This window comes from Pantoea sp. 9140 (genome assembly GCF_000745295.1).
Taxonomy (GTDB): domain Bacteria; phylum Pseudomonadota; class Gammaproteobacteria; order Enterobacterales; family Enterobacteriaceae; genus Pantoea; species Pantoea vagans.
Genome location: NZ_JQNO01000001.1, coordinates 2775677 through 2797131 on the forward strand (window position 1 = coordinate 2775677; position 21455 = coordinate 2797131).

At 56.7% G+C, this 21455-nt stretch carries 19 protein-coding genes; 9 read left to right on the plus strand and 10 right to left on the minus strand.

The window, feature by feature from the left end:
- The first annotated feature begins 92 nt into the window (after positions 1–92).
- Positions 93–1256 (plus strand): D-alanyl-D-alanine-carboxypeptidase/endopeptidase AmpH, encoded by a 1164-nt coding sequence (gene ampH, locus FA92_RS12855; RefSeq protein ID WP_033783837.1) that lies wholly within the window; start codon positions 93–95, stop codon positions 1254–1256.
- Here ampH and FA92_RS12860 read toward each other — a convergent pair.
- The 4 genes from FA92_RS12860 to FA92_RS12875 form a co-directional block, all read right to left on the minus strand.
- Entirely contained in the window at positions 1253–2326 is a 1074-nt protein-coding gene (locus FA92_RS12860; RefSeq protein WP_033783839.1) for a DUF1176 domain-containing protein, read from the minus strand. The two genes, ampH and FA92_RS12860, sit on opposite strands and share 4 nt — an antisense overlap.
- 186 nt (positions 2327–2512) lie before the next feature.
- A complete protein-coding gene (nudK, locus tag FA92_RS12865; RefSeq protein WP_033733476.1) occupies positions 2513–3091 on the minus strand; it encodes a GDP-mannose pyrophosphatase NudK in 579 nt (192 codons plus the stop codon).
- 142 nt (positions 3092–3233) lie between these two features.
- A complete protein-coding gene (gene ansP / locus FA92_RS12870) occupies positions 3234–4730 on the minus strand; it encodes an L-asparagine permease (protein WP_033783842.1) in 1497 nt (498 codons plus the stop codon).
- A 280-nt stretch (positions 4731–5010) separates the two neighbouring features.
- A complete protein-coding gene (locus FA92_RS12875; RefSeq protein ID WP_033783843.1) occupies positions 5011–5283 on the minus strand; it encodes a DUF1471 domain-containing protein in 273 nt (90 codons plus the stop codon).
- Positions 5284–5537: 254 nt separating this feature from the next.
- On the opposite strand from FA92_RS12875, the gene narQ reads away from it, so the two are divergent.
- From narQ to FA92_RS12905, 6 genes are all read left to right on the plus strand, one after another.
- Positions 5538–7226, plus strand: coding sequence for a nitrate/nitrite two-component system sensor histidine kinase NarQ (gene narQ, locus FA92_RS12880; RefSeq protein WP_033783845.1), 1689 nt, complete (start codon positions 5538–5540; stop codon positions 7224–7226).
- 129 nt (positions 7227–7355) lie between these two features.
- On the plus strand, positions 7356–7985 hold the full coding sequence (locus FA92_RS12885) for a response regulator (protein WP_033783847.1): 630 nt from the start codon (positions 7356–7358) through the stop codon (positions 7983–7985).
- A 168-nt stretch (positions 7986–8153) separates the two neighbouring features.
- Entirely contained in the window at positions 8154–11270 is a 3117-nt protein-coding gene (gene acrD / locus FA92_RS12890; RefSeq protein ID WP_033783848.1) for a multidrug efflux RND transporter permease AcrD, read from the plus strand.
- 574 nt (positions 11271–11844) lie between these two features.
- Positions 11845–12213 (plus strand): ArsC family reductase, encoded by a 369-nt coding sequence (locus FA92_RS12895; protein ID WP_033733485.1) that lies wholly within the window; start codon positions 11845–11847, stop codon positions 12211–12213.
- 1 nt (position 12214) lies between these two features.
- On the plus strand, positions 12215–13342 hold the full coding sequence (dapE, locus tag FA92_RS12900; protein WP_013358682.1) for a succinyl-diaminopimelate desuccinylase: 1128 nt from the start codon (positions 12215–12217) through the stop codon (positions 13340–13342).
- Positions 13343–13364: 22 nt separating this feature from the next.
- On the plus strand, positions 13365–13553 hold the full coding sequence (locus tag FA92_RS12905; protein WP_003848800.1) for a YpfN family protein: 189 nt from the start codon (positions 13365–13367) through the stop codon (positions 13551–13553).
- A gap of 31 nt (positions 13554–13584) precedes the next feature.
- On the opposite strand, the gene ypfH is transcribed toward FA92_RS12905, so the two are convergent.
- From ypfH to dapA, 6 genes are all read right to left on the minus strand, one after another.
- A complete protein-coding gene (ypfH, locus tag FA92_RS12910) occupies positions 13585–14265 on the minus strand; it encodes an esterase (RefSeq protein WP_033783849.1) in 681 nt (226 codons plus the stop codon).
- Positions 14266–14338: 73 nt separating this feature from the next.
- On the minus strand, positions 14339–16303 hold the full coding sequence (locus tag FA92_RS12915; RefSeq protein WP_033783851.1) for a GNAT family N-acetyltransferase: 1965 nt from the start codon (positions 16301–16303) through the stop codon (positions 14339–14341).
- Complete coding sequence (locus tag FA92_RS12920) at positions 16303–17169, minus strand: neutral zinc metallopeptidase (protein ID WP_033733490.1); 867 nt, start codon at positions 17167–17169, stop codon at positions 16303–16305. The genes FA92_RS12915 and FA92_RS12920 overlap by 1 nt, the downstream gene beginning before the upstream one ends.
- Positions 17170–17310: 141 nt before the next feature.
- On the minus strand, positions 17311–18024 hold the full coding sequence (gene purC, locus FA92_RS12925) for a phosphoribosylaminoimidazolesuccinocarboxamide synthase (protein ID WP_033783853.1): 714 nt from the start codon (positions 18022–18024) through the stop codon (positions 17311–17313).
- A gap of 145 nt (positions 18025–18169) precedes the next feature.
- A complete protein-coding gene (gene bamC / locus FA92_RS12930; RefSeq protein ID WP_013358687.1) occupies positions 18170–19201 on the minus strand; it encodes an outer membrane protein assembly factor BamC in 1032 nt (343 codons plus the stop codon).
- Positions 19202–19215: 14 nt separating this feature from the next.
- The gene (gene dapA / locus FA92_RS12935) at positions 19216–20094 is read right to left on the minus strand and encodes a 4-hydroxy-tetrahydrodipicolinate synthase (RefSeq protein ID WP_010260008.1); all 879 of its coding nucleotides are present in this window, start codon (positions 20092–20094) and stop codon (positions 19216–19218) included.
- Positions 20095–20237: 143 nt separating this feature from the next.
- Here dapA and FA92_RS12940 point away from each other — a divergent pair, with 143 nt between their 5' ends.
- Complete coding sequence (locus FA92_RS12940; RefSeq protein ID WP_033783854.1) at positions 20238–20819, plus strand: glycine cleavage system transcriptional repressor; 582 nt, start codon at positions 20238–20240, stop codon at positions 20817–20819.
- 151 nt (positions 20820–20970) lie between these two features.
- Positions 20971–21438 carry a thioredoxin-dependent thiol peroxidase gene (bcp, locus tag FA92_RS12945; RefSeq protein WP_010260016.1) on the plus strand — a complete coding sequence of 156 codons (468 nt, stop codon included), beginning with the start codon at positions 20971–20973 and terminating at the stop codon, positions 21436–21438.
- Positions 21439–21455 lie beyond the last annotated feature (17 nt).

Genomic DNA, 21455 nt, shown 5'->3' on the forward strand with positions numbered 1-21455 from the left:
TCTGCCGGGATAACGCGGCTGCGACCTGATGCATCCTGATGAGTGAAGGCAGATTTCCTCCGATTTTTATAGCGAAGCCACTTCCGTTGAACATGCGTACACCCTATTTACTGGCCCTGATGGTTTCACTGCTTCCATTAAAAAGCATGGCGCAGGTTGCGCCCGATCCACTGCTGGCCTCACAGATTGTTGATCGCTATGCGGAACATATTTTTTACGGCAGCGGCGCAACCGGTATGGCGCTGGTGGCGATTGATGGCAATCAGCGGGTGTTCGCCAGCTTCGGTGAAACCCGTCCCGGCAACAATGTCCGTCCGCAGAAAGATTCGCTGATTCGTATCGCCTCGCTGAGTAAGCTGATGACCAGTGAAGTGATGGTGAAAATGGCTGAGCGCGGACAGATTCGCCTTGACGATCCTCTGAGTAAATATGCGCCTCCGGGTGCACGGGTGCCCACTTACAATGGCCAGCCGATTCGCCTGATTAATCTCTCGACCCACACCAGCGGACTGCCGCGCGAGCAGCCCGGCGGCAAAGCGCAGCGTCCGGTGTTTGTCTGGCCAACGAAGAGCGAACGCTGGGCATGGCTGGCGCGCGCGAACCTCAAAGCGGCACCAGGCAGCAGTGCCGCCTACTCCAACCTGGGCTACGATCTGCTGGGCGATGCGCTGTCGCGTGCCAGCGGAACTCCCTATCCGGCGCTGTTTCAGCAGCTGATTACCCGCCCGCTCGGCATGAAGGACACCACGTTTACGCCGTCGCCTGAGCAGTGCGGACGCCTGATGGTGGCCGAAAAAGGGGCCAGCCCGTGTAATAACACGCTGGCCGCGATTGGCAGCGGCGGGGTTTACTCAACGCCGGATGATATGGGTCGCTGGATGCAGCAGTTCCTGAACTCGTCGGTTAACCATCGCACGCCGCAGATCGATCGCCTGCAGACGCTGATCTATCGCCGCGACCAACTGAACAAAGTAGAAGGCATGGATGTCCCGGGTAAAGCGGATGCGCTGGGCATGGGCTGGGTCTACATGGGACCGAAAAGTGGTCGGCCTGGGATCATTCAGAAAACCGGCGGCGGCGGTGGATTCATCACCTATATGGCGATGGTGCCGCAGCATAACGTGGGGGTTTTTGTGGTGGTGACGCGCTCGCCGCTGACCCGCTTTACGCCGATGAGCGACGGAGTGAATAATATGCTGGCCGAACTGGTCGGCAACCAGCTTGGCTCACCGATGATGGTGCAGGTCATTCGTTAACGCTGCTGTACACCACCGTCAGACTGGCTGACCCACAGGGTTGGCCAGTCATCACTGCTGTGCCAGGCGTCACAGGTCGACTCTTCCGCATATTCCGCTAACACAAAACGTGTGCCATCAAACTGCCAGCGTGTCGCCCTGCCGCAGTCGCCTAATCCACGGCCCTTACCAAACGTATAGAGCTGGCCGCTGGCCGCGTCATATTCGGCGTTAATCAGCTCAAGCTGTCGATCGCTGGCTCCGGGCGGGGTAAAAGGCAGAGTCAGGGTGATGCCACGCGCCACATAGGGCGGGCTGCGCGTCACTTCAAACGCCAGATCGATCACGTTATACGCCCCCATTTCACAACTCACCAGCAGCAGCGCGCGCTGGTCGGTAAGCGGCGCCACGCTGACTTCGCGGCGCAGCGGATCGAGTGAGCAGGAGTCGGTGTTAACCCGCCAGGTGCCGTAATCAATCAATCCGCTGGTCTCATCGCGCGTCAGGGCAGCGGGTGACCTGACCGCAGGCGGCAGCGGTGGCAGTGCAGGCGGTGGCGGAACATCCCAGCTGGCTCTGTCGCCACGTTTGATCCACGCGCTCATGCTGTTGACCCGTCCCTGCGTGTCATCCATCAGCAACAGCGCGGCCTTCATGCCGCGCAGAGAGATCAGCGCATTGGGATCGTAGGTGAGCTGCAGGTTTTTGGCCTCCATCACCAGATCAAAAAATTCATCAATGGCGATAGCATTGCTGGTAGCGAGATGATGCGGCTCTACCGTCCAGTGTTTGAGATCGGGTTTAAGCCGGCGCTGATCGAGCAGCAGGTTATCCTGTAGCGGGCCACCCGGCAGCGCACCACTGTAGGCGCTGCCATAGTCGATGCGCAGCAAAGGGCGATCGTTGACGCCCGCATGGCGCGAAATCGTCATCACCAGCCCTTTGTCTCCCGGAATATTGCGCGCTACGCAAAAGGCTTCATTGTTGCAGGTGATTTGCCAGTCGTTGAATGACTTTTGCAACGGTTCCGCCTGAACAGAGGCAACCCACAGAGACGGCAACAGCCAAAGCGATTTCATCCAATACGACATTAAGAAGATCGATCCCCGAATACCCAGAGTGGAGAGAATAGCGCATCAACGGGCCTGACAGGGTTCGCATTCTGTGAACCTGTGCAAAAAGCGCAGTTAACTGCTTAAAAAGCGTGCATAAAGTGGATTAACGCTCACCACTCTCCCTTAACGCTTTCACGCGGCAACAGGCTTAGTGGCACGGTTTTATGGCGTCAGCCAGCCCGCAATCTGTGCATGCTGAAGCAGCATAATGGTTTTGCCGTCTCGAATGCGACCCTCAGCGACCATTGCCAGCGCATCCGGAAAGCGTAATTCCAGCACGTCGATTGACTCATCTTCGACGCCACCGCCGGCATTGTCGCGCAACGATTCATTATATTCTGCCGCGAAAAAGTGGATAAGCTCAGTCACGCCGCCCGGCGACATATAGCAGGCATAAAGTTTTTCCACCTCGCCCACCGCATAACCGGTCTCTTCAATCGCCTCTTTGCGGATGCAATCTTCCGGGGAGTCGTCGTCCAGCAAGCCGGCACAGGCTTCGATTAACATGCCGTCGTCGTTACCGTTGACATACGTGGCGATACGAAACTGGCGCGTCAGGACCACGCTGTTCTTTTCACGGTTGTAGAGCAGGATAGTTGCCCCGTTTCCGCGATCGTAGACTTCGCGTTTATGGCGAATAACCTCGCCACGGCGATCGGTGATGTCATAGGTGTAGTTACGCAGCACAAACCAGTTTTCAGACAGGAGCTTATCTTTGATGATGTTGATCTTAAACGACATGGGGACTCCGCTACCGCATAAAGGGAGCCTTTCATCATAGGGGCAAGCTTGCGGGAAAACTATCCTAATTCGCGGCGTGGCGGGGGCGGTTCACGGCAAAAAAAAGCCAGCCCGGAGGCTGGCCTGATTGCTGCAGAATTTATCAGCGTGAAGTGTCGTCAGCCAGTCGGGTCGGCTGAGGCTCTTCTTCGTGATGATCCTGTTCGGTCTGAGCGACGGCGTGAACGCGCTTACGCACGCCAAACCATCCCAGCACCAGCAATACCGCAATCAGCGGAATGGAGGCGATGGTGTACGTCCCGTTCGGATAGTCAAACGCCATCAGCACCAGCACGCTGAACAGGAACAGCAGCGTCAGCCATGAGGTAAACGGCGCGCCTGGCAGCTTGAAGCTGACATCATCCGCCTTGCCCTCTTTGATCGCTTTGCGCAGACGCAGCTGGCAAACCACGATAAAGGCCCAGGAGGAGATAATGCCCAGCGAGGCGACGTTCAGGACGATCTCAAACACCTGAGAAGGCACATAGTAGTTAAGCACCACACCAATCACATAGACGGCGACGGTCACCAGAATACCGGCATAAGGAACCTGCTGACTGTTCATTTTCGACATGAATTTCGGTGCAGAGCCACCCATCGACATGGAGCGCAGGATACGCCCGGTCGAGTAGAGGCCGGAGTTCAGGCTGGAGAGCGCCGCACTCAATACGACGATATTCATGATGCTGCCAACGTAAGGCACGCCCAGTTTCGAGAAGAAGGTCACGAACGGACTCTGACCCGCCTGATAGGCGTTCCATGGCAGCAGCAGCACCAGCAGCACCACAGAGCCGACATAGAACAGGCCGATACGCCAGATCACGCTGTTGATCGCTTTCGGCAGCATGGTTTTCGGGTCTTTACATTCGCCGGCCGCCGTACCCACCAGTTCGATAGAGGCAAAGGCGAACACCACGCCCTGAATCAGCACCAGCGCAGGCAGTAAACCGTGTGGGAACAGGCCACCGTTATCGGTGATCAGATGGAAACCGGTGCTGTTGCCATCCAGTGGTTTGCCGGTGCCAAGGAACACCACGCCCACCACCAGGAAGATGACAATCGCCAGCACTTTTACCAGCGCGAACCAGAACTCCATCTCGGCAAACCACTTAACGCCGATCATGTTCATGGTGCCGACAATCGCCAGCGCGCCCAGGGCGAATACCCACTGCGGCACATCACCAAACGCGCCCCAGTAGTGCATGTAGAGCGCGACGGCGGTGATATCGACGATGCCGGTCATCGCCCAGTTGACGAAGTACATCCAGCCCGCCACGAAGGAGGCTTTCTCGCCCAGGAATTCACGGGCGTAGGAGACGAAGCTGCCGCTGCTGGGGCGGTGTAATACCAGTTCGCCCAGCGCACGCAGAATAAAGAAGGAGAAGATGCCACACACCAGATAGATGATGGCTAACGCGGGGCCAGCAGCCTGCAAACGGCCACCTGCGCCCAGGAACAAACCGGTACCGATGGCACCGCCGATCGCAATCATCTGTACGTGACGGTTACCCATCGCCTTCTGGTAACCAGCATCGTGAGAATTCAGCCAGCGGCGCTTGGCAGCGCGCATCTCACTTGGGGTTTTCTTTTTAGATTTCATAGCATTCCTGTTTGTCCTGACCATCAGTCGTCGTCTCCCCAATGCGGACGTAACGTCCTGCAAAATGGGGGATTTTCCTCTGTGCCTTTGCCCGTGAGTGAGTGCCGGGCAACGCGGGAATTTACGGCGATGAATCCTACCCGTTCTGCAAGAACGAAGCAAAATATACCGGGCAGATGCACAGGCTGATTTGTAAGAATCCATCCTGATGCACAAAAACAAAAAAACCGGCCATTTTCAGGCCGGTAAAAGCTACAGGGATGGAAACAGGAGGGTTGGTTTAGCGATAAATCTCTGCGGTGCCGCTCCACAGGCTGGAGTCACCTGGGTTATCGATACCAATAACGCGGTAATGGCTGGCGCCCATCTCTTCCGCTTTTTGCGACAACTGGCGATTAGCATCGTCCAGTGAGCCGCGAACGCCGGAGACCGACACGCTGCCGATGCTCTGCATATTCTGCGCCTGTGACGGGTCGACCGGCGCAGCGGCGAAAGTGGCAAATGAGGCGGTAGCCAGTAATGCGCCCGCCAGTACAGCATTCAGTTTTTTCATTGGATGCTCCTTAATCTGCGATCGGGGTTGAGCTGATGACTGGATGAATTATTAGCCTTGCAATGAAAAGCAACATCGGGACGATGTAAACCTGTTCCTTTTTTAACCACAAAACGGTAGCCCATCCTGGGAACTGTCAGTTGTGGTCATTTTATGTGCGATGTGTAACCGCCTGTGCGATAAACAGGGGATGGATCATTTGCGTTACGTTATTGCGCTCTTATAATTCCCGCACTTTCAACAGGGCCATCCATGTGATTGTTAAACGTTCCGTTACTCAAAGCATCGCTAAGGCGCTCAGCGCGATTGTTCTGCTGTCGCTACTCACCACCGGTCTGGCCTTAGTCACGCTGCTCAGCAGTCAGCGCGATGCGGAGGCGATCAATCTGGCGGGATCCCTGCGCATGCAGAGCTATCGCATGGCGTGGGATGCCAGCCGTCAGCCACAAAATCTGGTGCATCACCTGACGCTCTATCAGCAAACGCTGGATGCCCCGGTGCTGCAAAAGCTGGATCGGCCCTGGGTACCACGCGAAGTCAGCGCTCGCTATCAGCGACTGCGTGCTGCCTGGCCTTCCCTGCAACAGCAGTTGCAGCAGGGTGATACCGTGGCATACCAGCAGCAGGTGCCGATCTATGTCGGTGAAATCGATCGCTTTGTGCTGGGTCTGCAGCGCTATACCGAGCTGAAAATGCGTCTGGTGGCGGCCAGCAGCCTGGCAGGTGTCATCGCGATTGTCGTGCTGGCACTGATGACGATTCGCTTTACCCGGCTACACGTGGTGCGGCCCCTCAATGCGCTGGTCACGGCCAGTCGCTACGTTGAAAGCGGTAACTTTGCTTTTCCGCCGCTGCACGTTGAGCAGCAGAATGAACTGCGGGTACTGTCGCACGCCTTCAGCGGCATGGCGGCACGTCTGCATTCGCACTACCAGCTGCTGGAGAGCACGGTACGCGCGAAAACGGAAGACTTAACCCAGGCGAATCGCACGCTGTCACTGCTTTACGACAGCTCGCAGATGCTGACGGCGAGCCCGTTGCACCCGGCACTGTTTGAGGCAGTGTTAACCACTGTACTGACGCGCGAGAAACTGACAGCGATCCGTCTTAACAGCGACCAGTTTCAGTTCTGCGCCGGGGATGCTCAGGCTGACGGTGAGTGGCAACGCCTGCCGTTACAACAGGACGATCAGCAGATTGGCGAACTGCGCTGGCAGTCGCCTGGCGTCACCCATCCCAATGAGCTGATGCGCAGCCTGGCGGCGATGCTGGGACGGGCAATCTGGATCTGGCAGGCACAGCAGCAGTATCAGCAGATGCTGCTGATTGAAGAGCGCGCCACCATTGCCCGGGAATTACATGACTCGCTGGCCCAGTCGCTCTCGTTTTTACGTATTCAGCTAACCCTGCTGCGCCGCACTGTGGATAAGGATGACAGCGCCGCCCACGCGATTATCGCTGACTTCGATCAGGCGCTGGCCGATGCCTACCGTCAGCTGCGTGAACTGCTGACCACCTTCCGCCTGACCATTGAGCAGGCGGATCTGGTGGCGGCAATGCAGGCGATGATCGCCTCGTTGCAGGAGAAAAGCGGCGCAGAGATACACTTTAACTACCAGACCGGCCTGCAGAGTCTGGAGGCACAACAGCAGGTGCATGTGTTACAGATCGCCCGTGAGGCGCTGCTGAATGCCATTCGTCACGCCAGCGCGCAGGTGATTCGGGTGGATTATCAGCATAGCGAACAAGGTGAGCACTTACTGACAATTACGGATGACGGGGTGGGAATGAACAGCACTGACGAACCCGCGGGCCATTACGGCCTGACGATTATGACAGAGCGTGCCCAGCGCCTGAGTGGCAATCTGACTATCCATACTCAGCAACGCGGCACCCGGGTCGAACTGCGCTTTCCACCGCAGCCGGCGCGCTCACTGACATAAAGCGCCCGGCATGATGTTAACTTATTCAGATAATCAATCGGTCTCAGCATGCAGCCCAGCGGATACGGCGCCATCTGGTACCAGCCCTGCTCTTCTGCCGCCATCTGAAGCCGATGAAATGGAGAACCTATGCAACAGCCCGCATTAACATTGATGATTGTGGATGACCATCCGCTGATGCGCCGCGGTATCCGTCAGCTGCTGGCGCTGGATCCCCGGCTTGAGGTCATCGCAGAAGCCAACAACGGCACGGAAGCGCTGGCCGAGGCCCGCCGTCAGGAACCCGATATCATTCTGCTCGACCTGAATATGAAGGGTATGTCCGGGCTGGATACGCTAAAGGCGTTGCGCCATGAAGGGATCAGTTCACGCATTCTGGTCCTGACCGTCTCCGATGCCCGCAGTGATATCTTCGCCATGGTGGATGTGGGTGCCGATGGCTATCTGCTTAAAGACAGCGAGCCGGAGATCCTGCTGGGGCATATTCTGCAGGCCTCGCAGGGTGAAAAGGTCTTCAGTGAAGGCGTTGCCCGTTATCTGGCTAATCGCCAGCACAGTGCCGATCCCCTGCGTCAGCTCACCGGGCGTGAGTGCGACGTGCTGCAGGAGGTGGCGCGCGGCCTGTCGAATAAAGAGATCGCGGCGAATCTGCATATCTCCGAAGAGACCGTAAAAGTGCATATCCGCAACCTGCTGCGTAAGCTGGATGTCCGCTCACGCGTCGCCGCCACGGTGATGTGGCTTGAAAGCCGCAAATAGCCAACGAATTTACATTTTCTCCTCAATTTCTCCACGATTTCCCCCGCTGCCGCACGTAGAGTAAATGGCGGCGGAAAATCGTGGCATAGACCATCCGGTTTGCCCGCCAGTGCGCCCGTTGCCGCTGGGCCTGAACGCTTATAAAAGTCCCTGAGGAGTGTCGATTTAATGTCGAATTTCTTTATCGACCGTCCCATCTTTGCCTGGGTTCTGGCGATTCTGTTGTGCCTGTGCGGCACGCTTTCGATTATTTCGCTGCCTGTTGAACAGTATCCCGATCTGGCGCCACCCAACGTGCGCATTACCGCCAACTATCCGGGCGCATCCGCCCAGACGCTGGAGAACACTGTTACCCAGGTCATCGAGCAGAACATGACCGGCATCGATAATCTGATGTATATGTCCTCGAACAGCAGCAATACCGGTCAGGCACAGATCACCCTCACCTTTACCGCCGGAACTAATCCTGATGAAGCCCGTCAGCAGGTTCAGAACCAGTTGCAGTCAGCGCTGCGCAAACTGCCGCAGGCGGTACAGTCGCAGGGCGTGACGGTCAATAAAACCGGTGACAGTAATATTCTGATGGTCGCCTTCGTCTCAACCGACGGCAGTATGGATAAGCAGGATATTTCAGACTATGTCGCCAGTAATATTCAGGACCCGTTAAGCCGTATTGATGGCGTTGGCCAGGTAGACGCTTACGGCTCACAATATGCGATGCGCATCTGGCTCGATCCCAACAAACTGATCGCCTACTCGCTGACCACCGACGATGTGGTCAGTGCAATCCAGTCGCAGAATACTCAGGTTGCCGTGGGTCAGGTCGGTGGTCTGCCATCCGTAGAGAAGCAGGCGCTGAACGCCACGGTGAATGCGCAGTCGATGCTGCAGACCCCCGGGCAGTTCCGGGCCATTACCCTGAAGAACAATCCCGACGGTTCCGTGGTGACGCTGGGTGATGTCGCCAGCGTGGCGCTGGGCGCAGAAAAGTATGATTATCTGAGCCGCTACAATGGCCAGCCCGCGTCCGGTCTGGGGGTGAAGCTTGCATCCGGTGCTAACGAGATGAACACCGATAAGCTGGTGCGGGCGCGCATTGAGGAGCTGTCGCACTACTTCCCGCACGGGCTGGAAGCAAAAATTGCCTATGAAACCTCCCCTTTCGTTAAAGCGTCGATCACCGATGTGGTGAAGACGCTGCTGGAGGCGATCGTACTGGTGTTTGGCGTGATGTACCTGTTTATGCAGAACTTCCGCGCCACGTTAATCCCGACTATTGCGGTGCCGGTGGTACTGTTCGGTACCTTCAGCGTGCTCTATGCCTGCGGGTTCAGTATCAATACCCTGACCATGTTTGCCATGGTGCTGGCGATAGGACTGCTGGTGGACGATGCCATCGTGGTGGTGGAAAACGTTGAGCGCATCATGCACGAAGAGGGACTCTCGCCGCGTGCCGCCACGCGAAAATCGATGGGCCAGATTCAGGGGGCGCTGGTCGGGATCGCGCTGGTGCTCTCTGCGGTGTTTGTGCCGATGGCGTTTTTCGGCGGTACCGTCGGCGCGATTTACCGTCAGTTCTCCATCACCATTGTTTCGGCGATGGTGCTGTCGGTGCTGGTCGCGATGATCCTGACACCGGCGCTGTGTGCCACATTGCTGAAACCCGTGGCGAAAGGCGAGCAGCCTGAACGTCGCGGCTTCTTCGGCTGGTTCAATCGTCACTTCAATCGCAATGCTGACCGCTATGAGCGCGGCGTTGCAGGCATTCTGCGCCGGGGCGGTCGCTGGCTGCTGCTCTATCTCGGCATTATCGGCCTGATGGCATTTCTGTTTCTGCGTCTGCCTACCTCGTTTCTGCCGCTGGAAGATCGCGGCGTCTTCCTGACTCAGGTTCAGCTTCCGGCAGGCGCAACGCTGGAGCAAACCGCCAGCGTGGTCGCGAAAGTCGAACACTATTATCTCACCGAGGAAAAGGCCAACGTGCTGTCGGTCTTCTCCACCATCGGTGCCGGCCCGGGCGGCAATGGGCAGAACGTGGCGCGTCTGTTTGTGCGGCTGAAAGACTGGGAAGATCGGCCCGGTGCCGATCGCACCTCATTCGCTATTATTGATCGCGCGACTCAGGCGTTTCAGAAGATTAAAGAGGGACGTGTGATTGCCAGCAGTCCGCCCGCCATTACCGGCATGGGCAGCAGCTCGGGCTTTGACATGCAACTACAGGATCACGCGGGTATCGGTCATACGCAACTGATGGCGATGCGCGACAAACTGCTGGAGATGGCGGGCAACGATAAGTCGCTATCGCGGGTGCGGCACAATGGACTGGATGACAGCCCGCAGCTGCAGATCGATGTGGATGCCCGCAAAGCGCAGGCGCTGGGCGTGTCGCTGGACACCATCAACGACACCCTGACTACCGCATGGGGCTCCAGCTATGTGAACGACTTCCTGGATCGGGGCCGGGTGAAAAAGGTCTATGTGCAGGCTGCCGCCGAATTCCGCATGCTGCCGGACGACATCAACAAATGGTACGTGCGCAACAGCAGCGGCAAAATGGTGCCCTTCTCTGCGTTTGCCAGCAGCCGCTGGGAGACCGGTTCACCACGCCTTGAACGCTATAACGGCTATTCATCGCTGGAGATTGTCGGCGAAGCGGCGAATGGCGTCAGCAGCGGTACGGCGATGGATGAAATGGAAAAGCTGGTCAATGCCCTGCCGCTGGGCGTCGGGTTCCAGTGGACCGGAGCCTCTTATCAGGAGCGCCTCTCCGGCTCGCAGGCTCCGGCGCTTTATGCAATTTCGCTGCTGGTGGTGTTCCTCTGCCTGGCCGCGCTGTATGAGAGCTGGTCGATCCCGTTCTCGGTAATGCTGGTGGTGCCGCTGGGCGTGGTGGGCGCGCTTATCGCCACCTGGATGCGCGGGCTGGAGAATGATGTCTACTTCCAGGTTGGCCTGCTGACGGTGGTGGGGCTATCCGCCAAAAACGCCATCCTGATTGTTGAGTTTGCTAATGAGATTAACAGCAAAGGCCGTGAACTGGTGGAGTCGACGCTGGAAGCATCGCGTCAGCGTCTGCGACCAATTCTGATGACCTCGCTGGCCTTTATTTTTGGGGTGCTGCCGATGGCAATCAGTAGCGGTGCAGGTTCCGGCAGCCAGCACGCCGTGGGAACCGGCGTGATGGGCGGGATGATCTCCGCCACGCTGCTGGCAATCTTTTTTGTGCCGCTGTTCTTTGTGCTGGTCCGCCGTCGCTTCCCGCTTAAAGAGAAACCACACGACTAAGCTAAATAAAAAGCGGCCACTGAGTTCAGTGGCCGCTTTATTTCTGTGTGTGGTAAGAATTCCAGCAAGTGGGACTGACCTGCTTTAATCTCCACGTGTTACTTGTTGCGTAACATCGCTTCGATAAATTCTTTCCAGGTTCCCATTTCAGTGTCAATCATAATGCCCTCTCTTATTGTGCTGGCAATATTACGCGCTTTTTTTAAGCAGGTGAATACGTTTACACCTGTTAACTCTATCGGCAGAGACTATAAAAACATGAATGTTGCTGATTCTGGAAGCTGACGCACATTTCAGCAACCCCTTAACCTGATTGAAGATAATTTATTTTAAGCCCAGCGGTAGACTATTTTATCAACATGGCGAAATTCTTAAGCACGCAGCGATAAGCAGGGTAATAATTGCCTGCGAAATTGATAGCGGTTACCCGCAACGAAATAACGACACGGCGCGCATGATATCCAGACTGATTCCCGCGCCAGCGCGGATGCCGCAACCGATCACACTATGCTAAACTCGCGCTTTGGCTGCTTTTTTCAGCTTTCTCTTTTCACAGGATAATAAGGATCGGGTAATGAGCACGCAGTGGGTGATGTTCGGGATTAAAAATTGCGACACCATAAAAAAAGCCCGGCGCTTTTTGACAGATGCAGGCGTTGATTATCACTTTCACGACTACCGTGCCGATGGCCTGAGCGATGCCCTGCTGCAGGAATTTATCGATGCGCTGGGCTATGAAGCCCTGCTTAACACACGCGGCACGACCTGGCGTAAACTGCCCGAAGCCGATCGTGAAGCGGTTAACGATGCCAGCAGCGCCAAAGCGTTGATGCTGGCGCATCCCGCCATGATTAAGCGTCCGCTGTTGCGTGCTCCGGATGGCTCCCTGCTCGCCGGTTTCAGCGAAGCCACCTATCAGAATGCTATTCAGGAGAAGTCATAATATGTTTTGCCCGGTCATTGAGCTGACGCAGCAGCTTATTCGTCGCCCCTCTCTCAGCCCCGATGATGCCGGATGTCAGGCTCTGCTGATCGCCCGTCTTGAAGCCATTGGCTTTAAGATTGAAACGATGAACATCGACGACACACTGAATTTCTGGGCCACCCGTGGCGAAGGTGAAACGCTGGCGTTTGCCGGTCACACCGATGTGGTGCCGCCTGGCGATGCCAGCCGCTGGATTAACCCGCCCTTTGAACCGACGATCCGCGATGGCATGCTGTTTGGCCGTGGTGCGGCTGACATGAAAGGGTCACTGGCAGCCATGGTGGTGGCCGCCGAACGTTTTGTGGCGGTGCGTCCCAATCACCGGGGCCGCCTCGCCTTCATGATTACCTCGGATGAAGAGGCCAGCGGGACCAACGGCACGGTTAAAGTGGTTGAACGGCTGATGGCGCGCCGTGAAAGGCTTGACTATTGCCTGGTCGGCGAGCCGTCCAGCACGGAAGTCGTCGGTGACGTGGTGAAGAATGGCCGACGCGGCTCAATTACCGCCAATCTGACGGTGCACGGTGTGCAGGGCCACGTCGCCTATCCGCATCTGGCGGATAATCCGGTTCACCGGGCGATGCCTGCGCTGACTGAGCTGGTCGCGACGGAGTGGGATCAGGGGAATGAGTTCTTTCCGGCCACCAGCATGCAGATTGCGAATGTCCAGGCGGGCACCGGCAGCAACAATGTGATCCCCGGCGAGCTGTTTGTGCAGTTTAACTTCCGCTTCAGCACCGAACTCACCGATGAGATGATCCGCCAGCGGGTCGCAGAGTTGCTGGATCGTCACCAGTTGCGTTACACCATCGAGTGGAAACTCTCGGGTCAGCCCTTCCTGACCTCGCGCGGTAAGCTGGTGGATGCCGTCGTGAAAGCTGTGGCGCACTATAATGAAATTAAGCCGCAGCTGCTGACTACAGGCGGCACCTCCGATGGCCGGTTTATCGCCCGGATGGGGGCGCAGGTGGTGGAGCTGGGGCCGGTGAATGCCACCATTCACAAAATCAATGAGTGTGTGAAAGCCTCCGACCTGCAGATGCTGAGCCGGATGTACCAGCGCATCATGGAACAACTGATCGCCTGACGGCGATGTTAAGGAGCATCAAATGGAATTTATTAAAGATTACTGGTGGATCCTGGTGATCCTGCTGATGGTTGGCGTGCTGATGAACGTTTATAAAGATCTGAAACGCATCGATCACAAAAAATTTATGGATAACAAACCTGACCTGCCGCCGCATCGTGATTTCAACGATAAGTGGGATGACGACGACAACTGGCCGAAGAAGAAGTAAACGAAAAAGCCCCTGCTATGCAGGGGCTTTTTTACATCATTGCGATAACGTCATCATCACCCGGTTTTGCGCCGCTTAACGCCTCATCAAAATAGCGTTTTGGCACCGTATAGCGCAGATGATTCAGCGCCAGTTCCATGCTGCGGTGATCGATGGCGTGCGCCAAATCGTCAACGATATCCAGCGTGACGTCGCCACCGCAGGCGGTCAGCCGCTGCTCCGCCTGCTGCGCATGGTACAGCGGGATCTGCTCATCATAATCACCGTGGATCAGGTGAATCGTAGTACGCGTGCTCGCTTTCTCTGGCAGGGTAACAAACCGGCCATTAAAGACCACTGCGCGCCCCGCCAGATCCGGATGCGCTTTGACGCCTTCCAGCACCATACTGCCGCCCTGCGAAAAGCCGACTAAGGCTGTCGCTTCGGGCCGCACGCCACTCTTTTTCTGCCAGTGACGCACCGACTCAAAAAACTGCGGCATTGCCGCATTTACCCGCTGCTGGATAGTCTGATCGTGCAGGTCGGTTTCGCCGAACCACTGACGAACCGCGCCGGGTGAGCCAACGGAGACCACCAGCGCGTCGGGAAAGGTTTTCGCAAACCAGTTGCCAATCTCACCCATAGAATCCGGGTTATCGCCAACGCCATGGTAGAGCAGAAACAGCTGTGCGGTGGTAGCAGGCTGTTGAACGATTACATATTTCAGTGTCATGTTGACCTCCTGTGTTCACTCTACGCCGCCTGGCACAAAATGATATGAGGATAATTTGAGGCAGATGGTCGAATTATTTCAACGGACGGTGCAGCGCGTCCGCAGTAACGCCCAGGCTTTCGAGGGCTGAAGCCGCCTGCTGACGCAGCTTAGCTATCAACGCCTTGCGGCCGCTTAAGCCGGTCTGCCGGGCCAGGTCGCTTAGCGTATCAGGTGCAGCAACGGCGGCGGCCAGCAGCGGTACGGAGACGGCACTGGCCTCTGCCAGACGCTGCAACACTGGCAGACTCGCCTCCAGTGGCCGCTGCGCCCAGGCAAAACCGACGGCCAGATGGCTATCCTGAGCGTTCAATCCGTCATCTGTGGTCTGATCAAACTGCAGGTCCAGCGCGATATGCTGCCGCAACCGCGGCCAGTCACGCGCCAGCTGCTCTGCCGCCCGGCGCGTCAGTGCCTCACCCGCAGCAGAACAGGGCAATATCGCCATCGCTGCATAGCAGCCGCTGCTGGCTTCGCGCTGACTGCCAATTCTTACCAGGGTAAAACCGCAGGCGCGCCAGAACGCCCAGAGTGATTCAGTGTAGCCGAAGCTGACAGAGAGGTAGTCGTGATCGGCAGCCGCATCAGCCGCCGCCGCAACAAGCTGCTGTCCGGTTCCCCGACGACGGCTCTCCGCCGCCACGGCAATCCGGCTGATGCGCTGTGAGCGCAGGATTGCCGCTTCAGCCAGACCGGCATGCGCTGCCAGCGACTGTGCAACCAGATTGCCACGCGGTCGCCGGGTGCCCGCCCAGACCACCTGCGCCAGCTCAGGTTCAAGACCGCCCTCCTCAACCAGCCAGAGCGCACCCTGTAAAGTGGTTGTATCTCCCGCCCGCCACAGCTGCATACCGGGTGCATCCAGCAGGCGGCGCAGATCAAGCGGCGACGTGCGGTAGTGCGCGCTGGTGAGCAGACGATAAGCGGCTTCCAGCGCGCTGAAATCATGACGTTCAATACGGTGCGGTGTTGCCGGAGTATCGGGCGCAGCGGCGGTGGCATCGTCAAACAGCAGCGCCTGGTTCAGCCACTGCTCCAGCGGATCGAAACGTGACCAGCGCAACGGCTCATCCAGCGTGAAATAGTGTGCATCTGCAAGCCCGGCGCAGAATTTAAGGATAAAGCCGCGTCCACTCCCTTCGTAGCCCTGTACGGTAGTGGTGAGCAATACGCGGGGATAGCGGCTGACCAGCGCCTGCAGCAGCGGTGCCGGAATTGCCGCGGCTTCATCTACAATCAGCCAGTCCGCCGGTGGCGGCGTCTCCAGCGCCAGCAGCGCATCGGGTGCCATAAAGTGAAAGTGCTCCCCGGCAAAGGTGGCCAGCACCTCTGTTGAGGCTTTGGCCGGTGCCGTTACCAGACAATGTCTGTTCTGCCGGGCCAGCATACCCGCCAGGGCCGATTTACCCCGTCCACGGGCGGCGGTCAGCACAGCGACACCCGAAGACAGCGTCATCAGCTGATCGAGTATCGCCTGCTGCTGTTGCGGAGCCTGACAGTGCCACTGCGGCCAGTCACGCTGTGCCGGAAAACAGCAGGGCTGATGCTGCCGCTCCAGCAGCACCTGGTCATCCGCCAGGATCAGCTGTTGCAGGTGGTGAACGAAATGAGGTGTTGCGATGGGTTCAGCGACATCTGCCCAGCGCAGGCTGTCGCTGTCAGGCTGTTGCGACCACGCTTGCCAGGATGGGACCAGCAGCAGCAGCCAGCTTCCGGCGGTGAGCGTACCGGCCAGCGCCGCGAAAGCCTCCGCATGAAAGCCCTGGCGGGCGTCGAATATCGCATGATGGAATTCGCGTCCCAGCAGCGTGCGAACCGCGCCAGGCTGCCTGTGCAAAGCTGACTCGTCAGAGAATAGCGGCGCCGGACTCAGCGCCAGCCAGTCGCCTGGCAATGCTTCACGCCATGCCGCAGCCCGATCTAAGCACCAGGCCGGGTCGCCGCTGATGACTGCCAGACGACGCACACCGGCCTGTTGCATAAGCTGCGTTGGGATCATCAGTTGCTGGCGAAGGTGTTGCACTGTCCTGGATCGCCACCATCAAACCCGCGCTTAAACCAGGTGTAGCGCTGCTCAGAGGTGCCGTGGGTGAAGCTGTCCGGCACGACGCGGCCCTGGCCTTTCTGCTGCAGACGGTCATCGCCAATCGCCTCAGCGGCATTCAGCGCTTCCTGCAGATCGCCTGCTTCAAGGATGTTTTCCTTCTGCATGTAGTGTCCCCAGACACCGGCAAAACAGTCCGCCTGCAGTTCCATTTTGACGGAGAGCTGATTCACCTGCTTTTCGCTGGCACCCTGCTGCATTTCACGCACTTTCGGCTCAATGCCCAGCAGTTTCTGGACATGATGGCCCACTTCATGCGCGACGACGTAGCCCTGAGCGAAGTCACCGCCTGCGCCCAGCTTAGTTTTCATCTCGTCATAGAAAGAGAGGTCAATATAGACAGTCTGATCGGCAGGACAGTAGAACGGTCCCATCACCGACTGCCCGGTTCCGCAGCCGGTGCGGGTTGCACCGCGATACATCACCAGCTTCGGCGCCACATACTGTTTGTTCATCTGCTGGAACAGCTTGCCCCAGGTGTCTTCCGTGGTGGCCAGAATCACTTTCGTGAATTTCGCGGCCTCGTCATCATTGGCACTGACGCTGCGCTGTTGCTGCTGGCTGGTCGGTGCGACGTCACCCCCCGTCAGCAGTCCGGTCAGGTCATATCCGTAATAACCGGCGACTGCCACCACGATCAGCAACACGATACCGCCTTTGCCACGCGGCAGACGAATCTGGCGGCCTCCGCCACCTAAACCGGACGATTGATCGCGACGGTCCTCTACATTGTCGCTTTCGCGACGCCCTTGCCAGCGCATGCTGTATTCCCTCAGTCATTTTTTCAGATGGCATGATTTTAGTTGCGTGACGGAGCAATCACCAGCTTTACCCTGAAATGAAAAGAGGAGAGCCGGGGCTCTCCTCTTTCTTTGTGCTTTCTTTGTGCGCTAAAGACAAACTCAGTCGAGTTTTACGCCCAATCGCTGTGCCACCGCTTCATAGGCTTCAACCACGCCGCCCAGGCTCTGACGGAAACGGTCTTTGTCCATTTTATCCAGCGTCTCTTTGTCCCACAGGCGCGCACCGTCTGGTGAAAACTCATCGCCCAGCGTCACTTCGCCGTTAAACAGACCAAATTCCAGTTTGAAGTCGACCAGAATCAGGCCCGCATCGTCGAACAGTTTGCTCAGCACGTCGTTGGCTTTAAAGGTCAGCTCCTGCATCCGCGCCAGGTTCTGTTTGCTGACCCAGCCAAAGGTTTCGCAGTAGGATTCGTTGACCATCGGGTCGTGCTTTGCATCATCTTTCAGGAAAAGATCAAACAGCGGCGGATTGAGCACAATGCCCTCTTCCACGCCCAGACGCTTTACCAGCGAGCCTGCAGCACGGTTACGCACCACGCACTCGACCGGCACCATCTCCAGCTTCTTCACCAGCGCTTCGGTATCGGACAGCAGCGCTTCCATCTGGGTCGGGATACCTGCTTCCTGCAATTTGGTCATGATGAAGTAGTTAAACTTGTTGTTAACCATTCCCTTGCGATCAAACTGCTCGATTCGGGCGCCATCACCTGCTGACGTATCGTTGCGGAATTCGAGTATCAGCAGATCCGGGTTATCGGTGCTGTATACGGTTTTCGCTTTACCGCGATACAACTCAGCTCGCTTTTGCATCTTGTTCACTCCAGACTTGAAATAACGGGTGTTCAGCGACCAGTGCCGCTGCGGCGATTGCCTTGACGCAATCGTTTACTTCGCCGCGCGCTATTATGCCAAAAACAAAATAAAAAGGCCGGAGAATCTCCGGCCTGAGGCAACTTTATTTGTTCAGCGCCGCCTGGAACACGGCCACCAGCGCATCGTTCTGCGACTGAGTCAGCACATGCCCTTTCGGGTCAATGAATTGCAGACTGGTACGGTTGTCGAGATCGCCGACCTGCACTTTGTAATCACCGTTTGGTAATTCCGGATCTTTTGCACCGACTGAATCCCAGTCGCTGCTGCCCGGTGACTTGTAGGTCACCTTCATGCTGCCGGTTGAGCGGGTGGTATCGGTCACTTCCATCCCGACGCGTTTCATCGCATCTGGCAGACGCTGCCATGCCACGTTGTATGGCGTACGCAGGATCAGCATTGGCAGACCGGTGTCATCTGCGCCGCTCTGCACATCAATAGCGCCACTTACCCGGCCTGATGCCGCGTTTTCACTGGCGGTATCAATTTTGTCCAGACCGGTGCTGATTTCATTCAGCATCTGCGCGGTGTAACGCTGGATCTGCACAGGTGACGTAATGGTTTTACCATCCTGCTGCAGCTCCAGCAGACGCACGGTAAGCTGCTGCTGATAGCTCTGCGACTGCACGCTGATCTGATAGCGGCCACGATACTGCTGATCTTCATCAGCACGGTTCCACTGCACCCAGTCGGTCGTCAGCTGCTGACCGGCATCGTTACGTGAAGCAATCGGGAATTTGTTTGACTCAACGACGTTAACGACCCGTGACCAGACTGAACCGCGGCTGTTATCAATCATCAGCGCACCGGTATTATTGCTGAACTGCGCGCGCGTCCCGTTCATCAGCGCCAGCGGCTGGGCTGGCGGACGAATGTCGAGCTGCTTACCGGTGGGTGCCTGGCTGCTGGTGCGCGGCACATCATAGTCACCACGCTGAACCGGCAGGATCATTCCGGCTGGCGCTTTCAGTTCACTTAACTGGCTGGCTTCAAGATAAGATTCGTCACCGCTGACCTGGCGCTTATAACGCTGATCGCTTGAACAGGCCGACAACAGCATCAGAGTAGAAAGCCCGACTACTGTGGCTACTGTTGACCGCTTTACTGAGTAATTCATTCAAACTCCCTAAATTATCGCAAACCCGCTTTCACCAGCGCCTGCTCCACTTTCGGCTGGCCGGCTGCAGTCAGTGGCGTCATTGGCAGACGCAGCGTGTCGTTAGCGATTAATCCTAGCTGTTTCGCAGCCCATTTCACCGGGATAGGATTGGGTTCACAGAAAAGCGTCTGGTGCAGGTGCATCAGACGCTGATTCAGGCGGCGTGCCTCAACGAAATTGCCCTGCTGTGCGAGTTGACACAGCTCGACCATTTCACGTGCAGCCACATTGGCGGTCACCGAAATGACGCCTTTGCCGCCCAGTTGCATAAAGTCCAGCGCAGTCGCGTCATCGCCACTCACCAGAATAAAGTCTTCATTAACCAGCTCTTGGATCTGACTAACACGCGATAAGTTCCCGGTTGCCTCTTTGATTCCGATAATATTTTTAATTTCGGCCAGGCGGGCAACGGTTTCCGGCAGCATGTCACAGCCGGTACGCGAGGGAACGTTATACAGCATCTGCGGCAGGCTAGTGCTATTCGCAATCGCTTTAAAGTGCTGGAACAGCCCTTCCTGCGTGGGGCGGTTATAGTATGGCGTCACAGTCAGACAGCCCACCACGCCGGAATTTTCAAAACGCTTCGTCAGAGAGATGCCTTCAGCGGTGGCATTGGCACCGGTTCCGGCAATCACCGGAATCCGGCCATCGGCCAGTTCCAGGGTCAGCATCACCACATCACCATGTTCTTCATGGCTCAGGGTTGCAGATTCGCCTGTGGTGCCGACGGAAACGATCGCCGCGGTGCCGCTGGCGACGTGATAATCAATCAGTTTTTTCAGACTCGACCGGCAGACATTACCGCTGTCATCCATTGGCGTAACGAGTGCAACAATACTTCCCGTAAACATTGGCGATCCCCTCGACAAACAAGTGCTTCATGGTACGTTTTACACTTAGGGAAAAGCAAGCAAGCCACGCCATTCCCGCGCTTGTCAGCAGTTTTTTTTATGTTTACCTTATGGTTATTAGCGAAAGCAGAGGAAAAGCCATTTTGCCGCAATCTCAGCCCCATCATCTGGTGATCACCGCGCTCGGTGTTGACCGTCCGGGTATCGTCAATACGATTACCCGACACGTCAGCAGCTGCGGTTGCAATATTGAAGATAGCCGTCTTGCCATGCTTGGGGATGAATTCACCTTTATCATGCTGCTGTCAGGCAGCTGGAACGCGATTACGCTGATTGAATCGACGCTGCCGCTGAAAGGCGCAGAGCTGGAGCTGCTGATCGTCATGAAGCGCACCAACGCCGGGGTTCGTCCGCCGATGCCCGATACCGCGTTCATTCAGGTTGAAGTGGCCGACTCGCCGCATATTATTGAACGCTTTACCGATCTTATTGATAAGCATCAGATGAACGTGGCCGAACTGGTGTCGCGCATCACACCCGCGCAACACGATTTGCCACCAACGCTCTATATTCAAATGACCGCCCACAGTCCGACACGAACCAGTGGCACCACTTTTGAGCAGGCTTTTAATAACCTGTGTCAGGAGCTGAATGCCCAGGGAACACTGCGTCTCTACAGTGTGTCTGACGCTGACAACAGCGAATCGGTCAGCGCGGTACGCTAAGCTTTAGTTAATAAACCGGAGTTATTTCTCCACATGCCTGACGCGTGATCGGCTATGTGGTGAAATACCCCCTGATGGTCATATTCCCTCTGGTCGTTTCGGGCCAGATGGTGTATTACCCACAGCCTGAATAAGAAAATGGAGAGATGTGATGAATCCACTGAAAGCCGGAGATACTGCACCTGCATTTAGCCTGCCCGACCAGGACGGCGAACACGTGAATCTGACCGACTTCCAGGGACAGCGCGTTCTGGTGTACTTCTACCCGAAAGCGATGACGCCAGGCTGCACCGTGCAGGCGTGCGGTCTGCGTGACAACATGGATGAGTTGAAAAAAGCGGGCGTGGAAGTCCTGGGCATCAGCACCGACAAACCGGAAAAACTGTCAAAGTTTGTCGAAAAAGAGCTGCTGAACTTCACGCTGCTGTCAGATGAAAATCATGAAGTCTGCCAGGCGTTTGGCGTCTGGGGTGAAAAAACCTTTATGGGGAAAACCTATGACGGTATTCATCGCATCAGCTTCCTGATCGATGCTGAGGGCAGGATTGAGAAAGTGTTTGATAACTTTAAGACCTCGAATCACCACGACATGGTGCTGGATTACGTTAAGTCAGCCTGATGTTGAGGGGCGCGGTA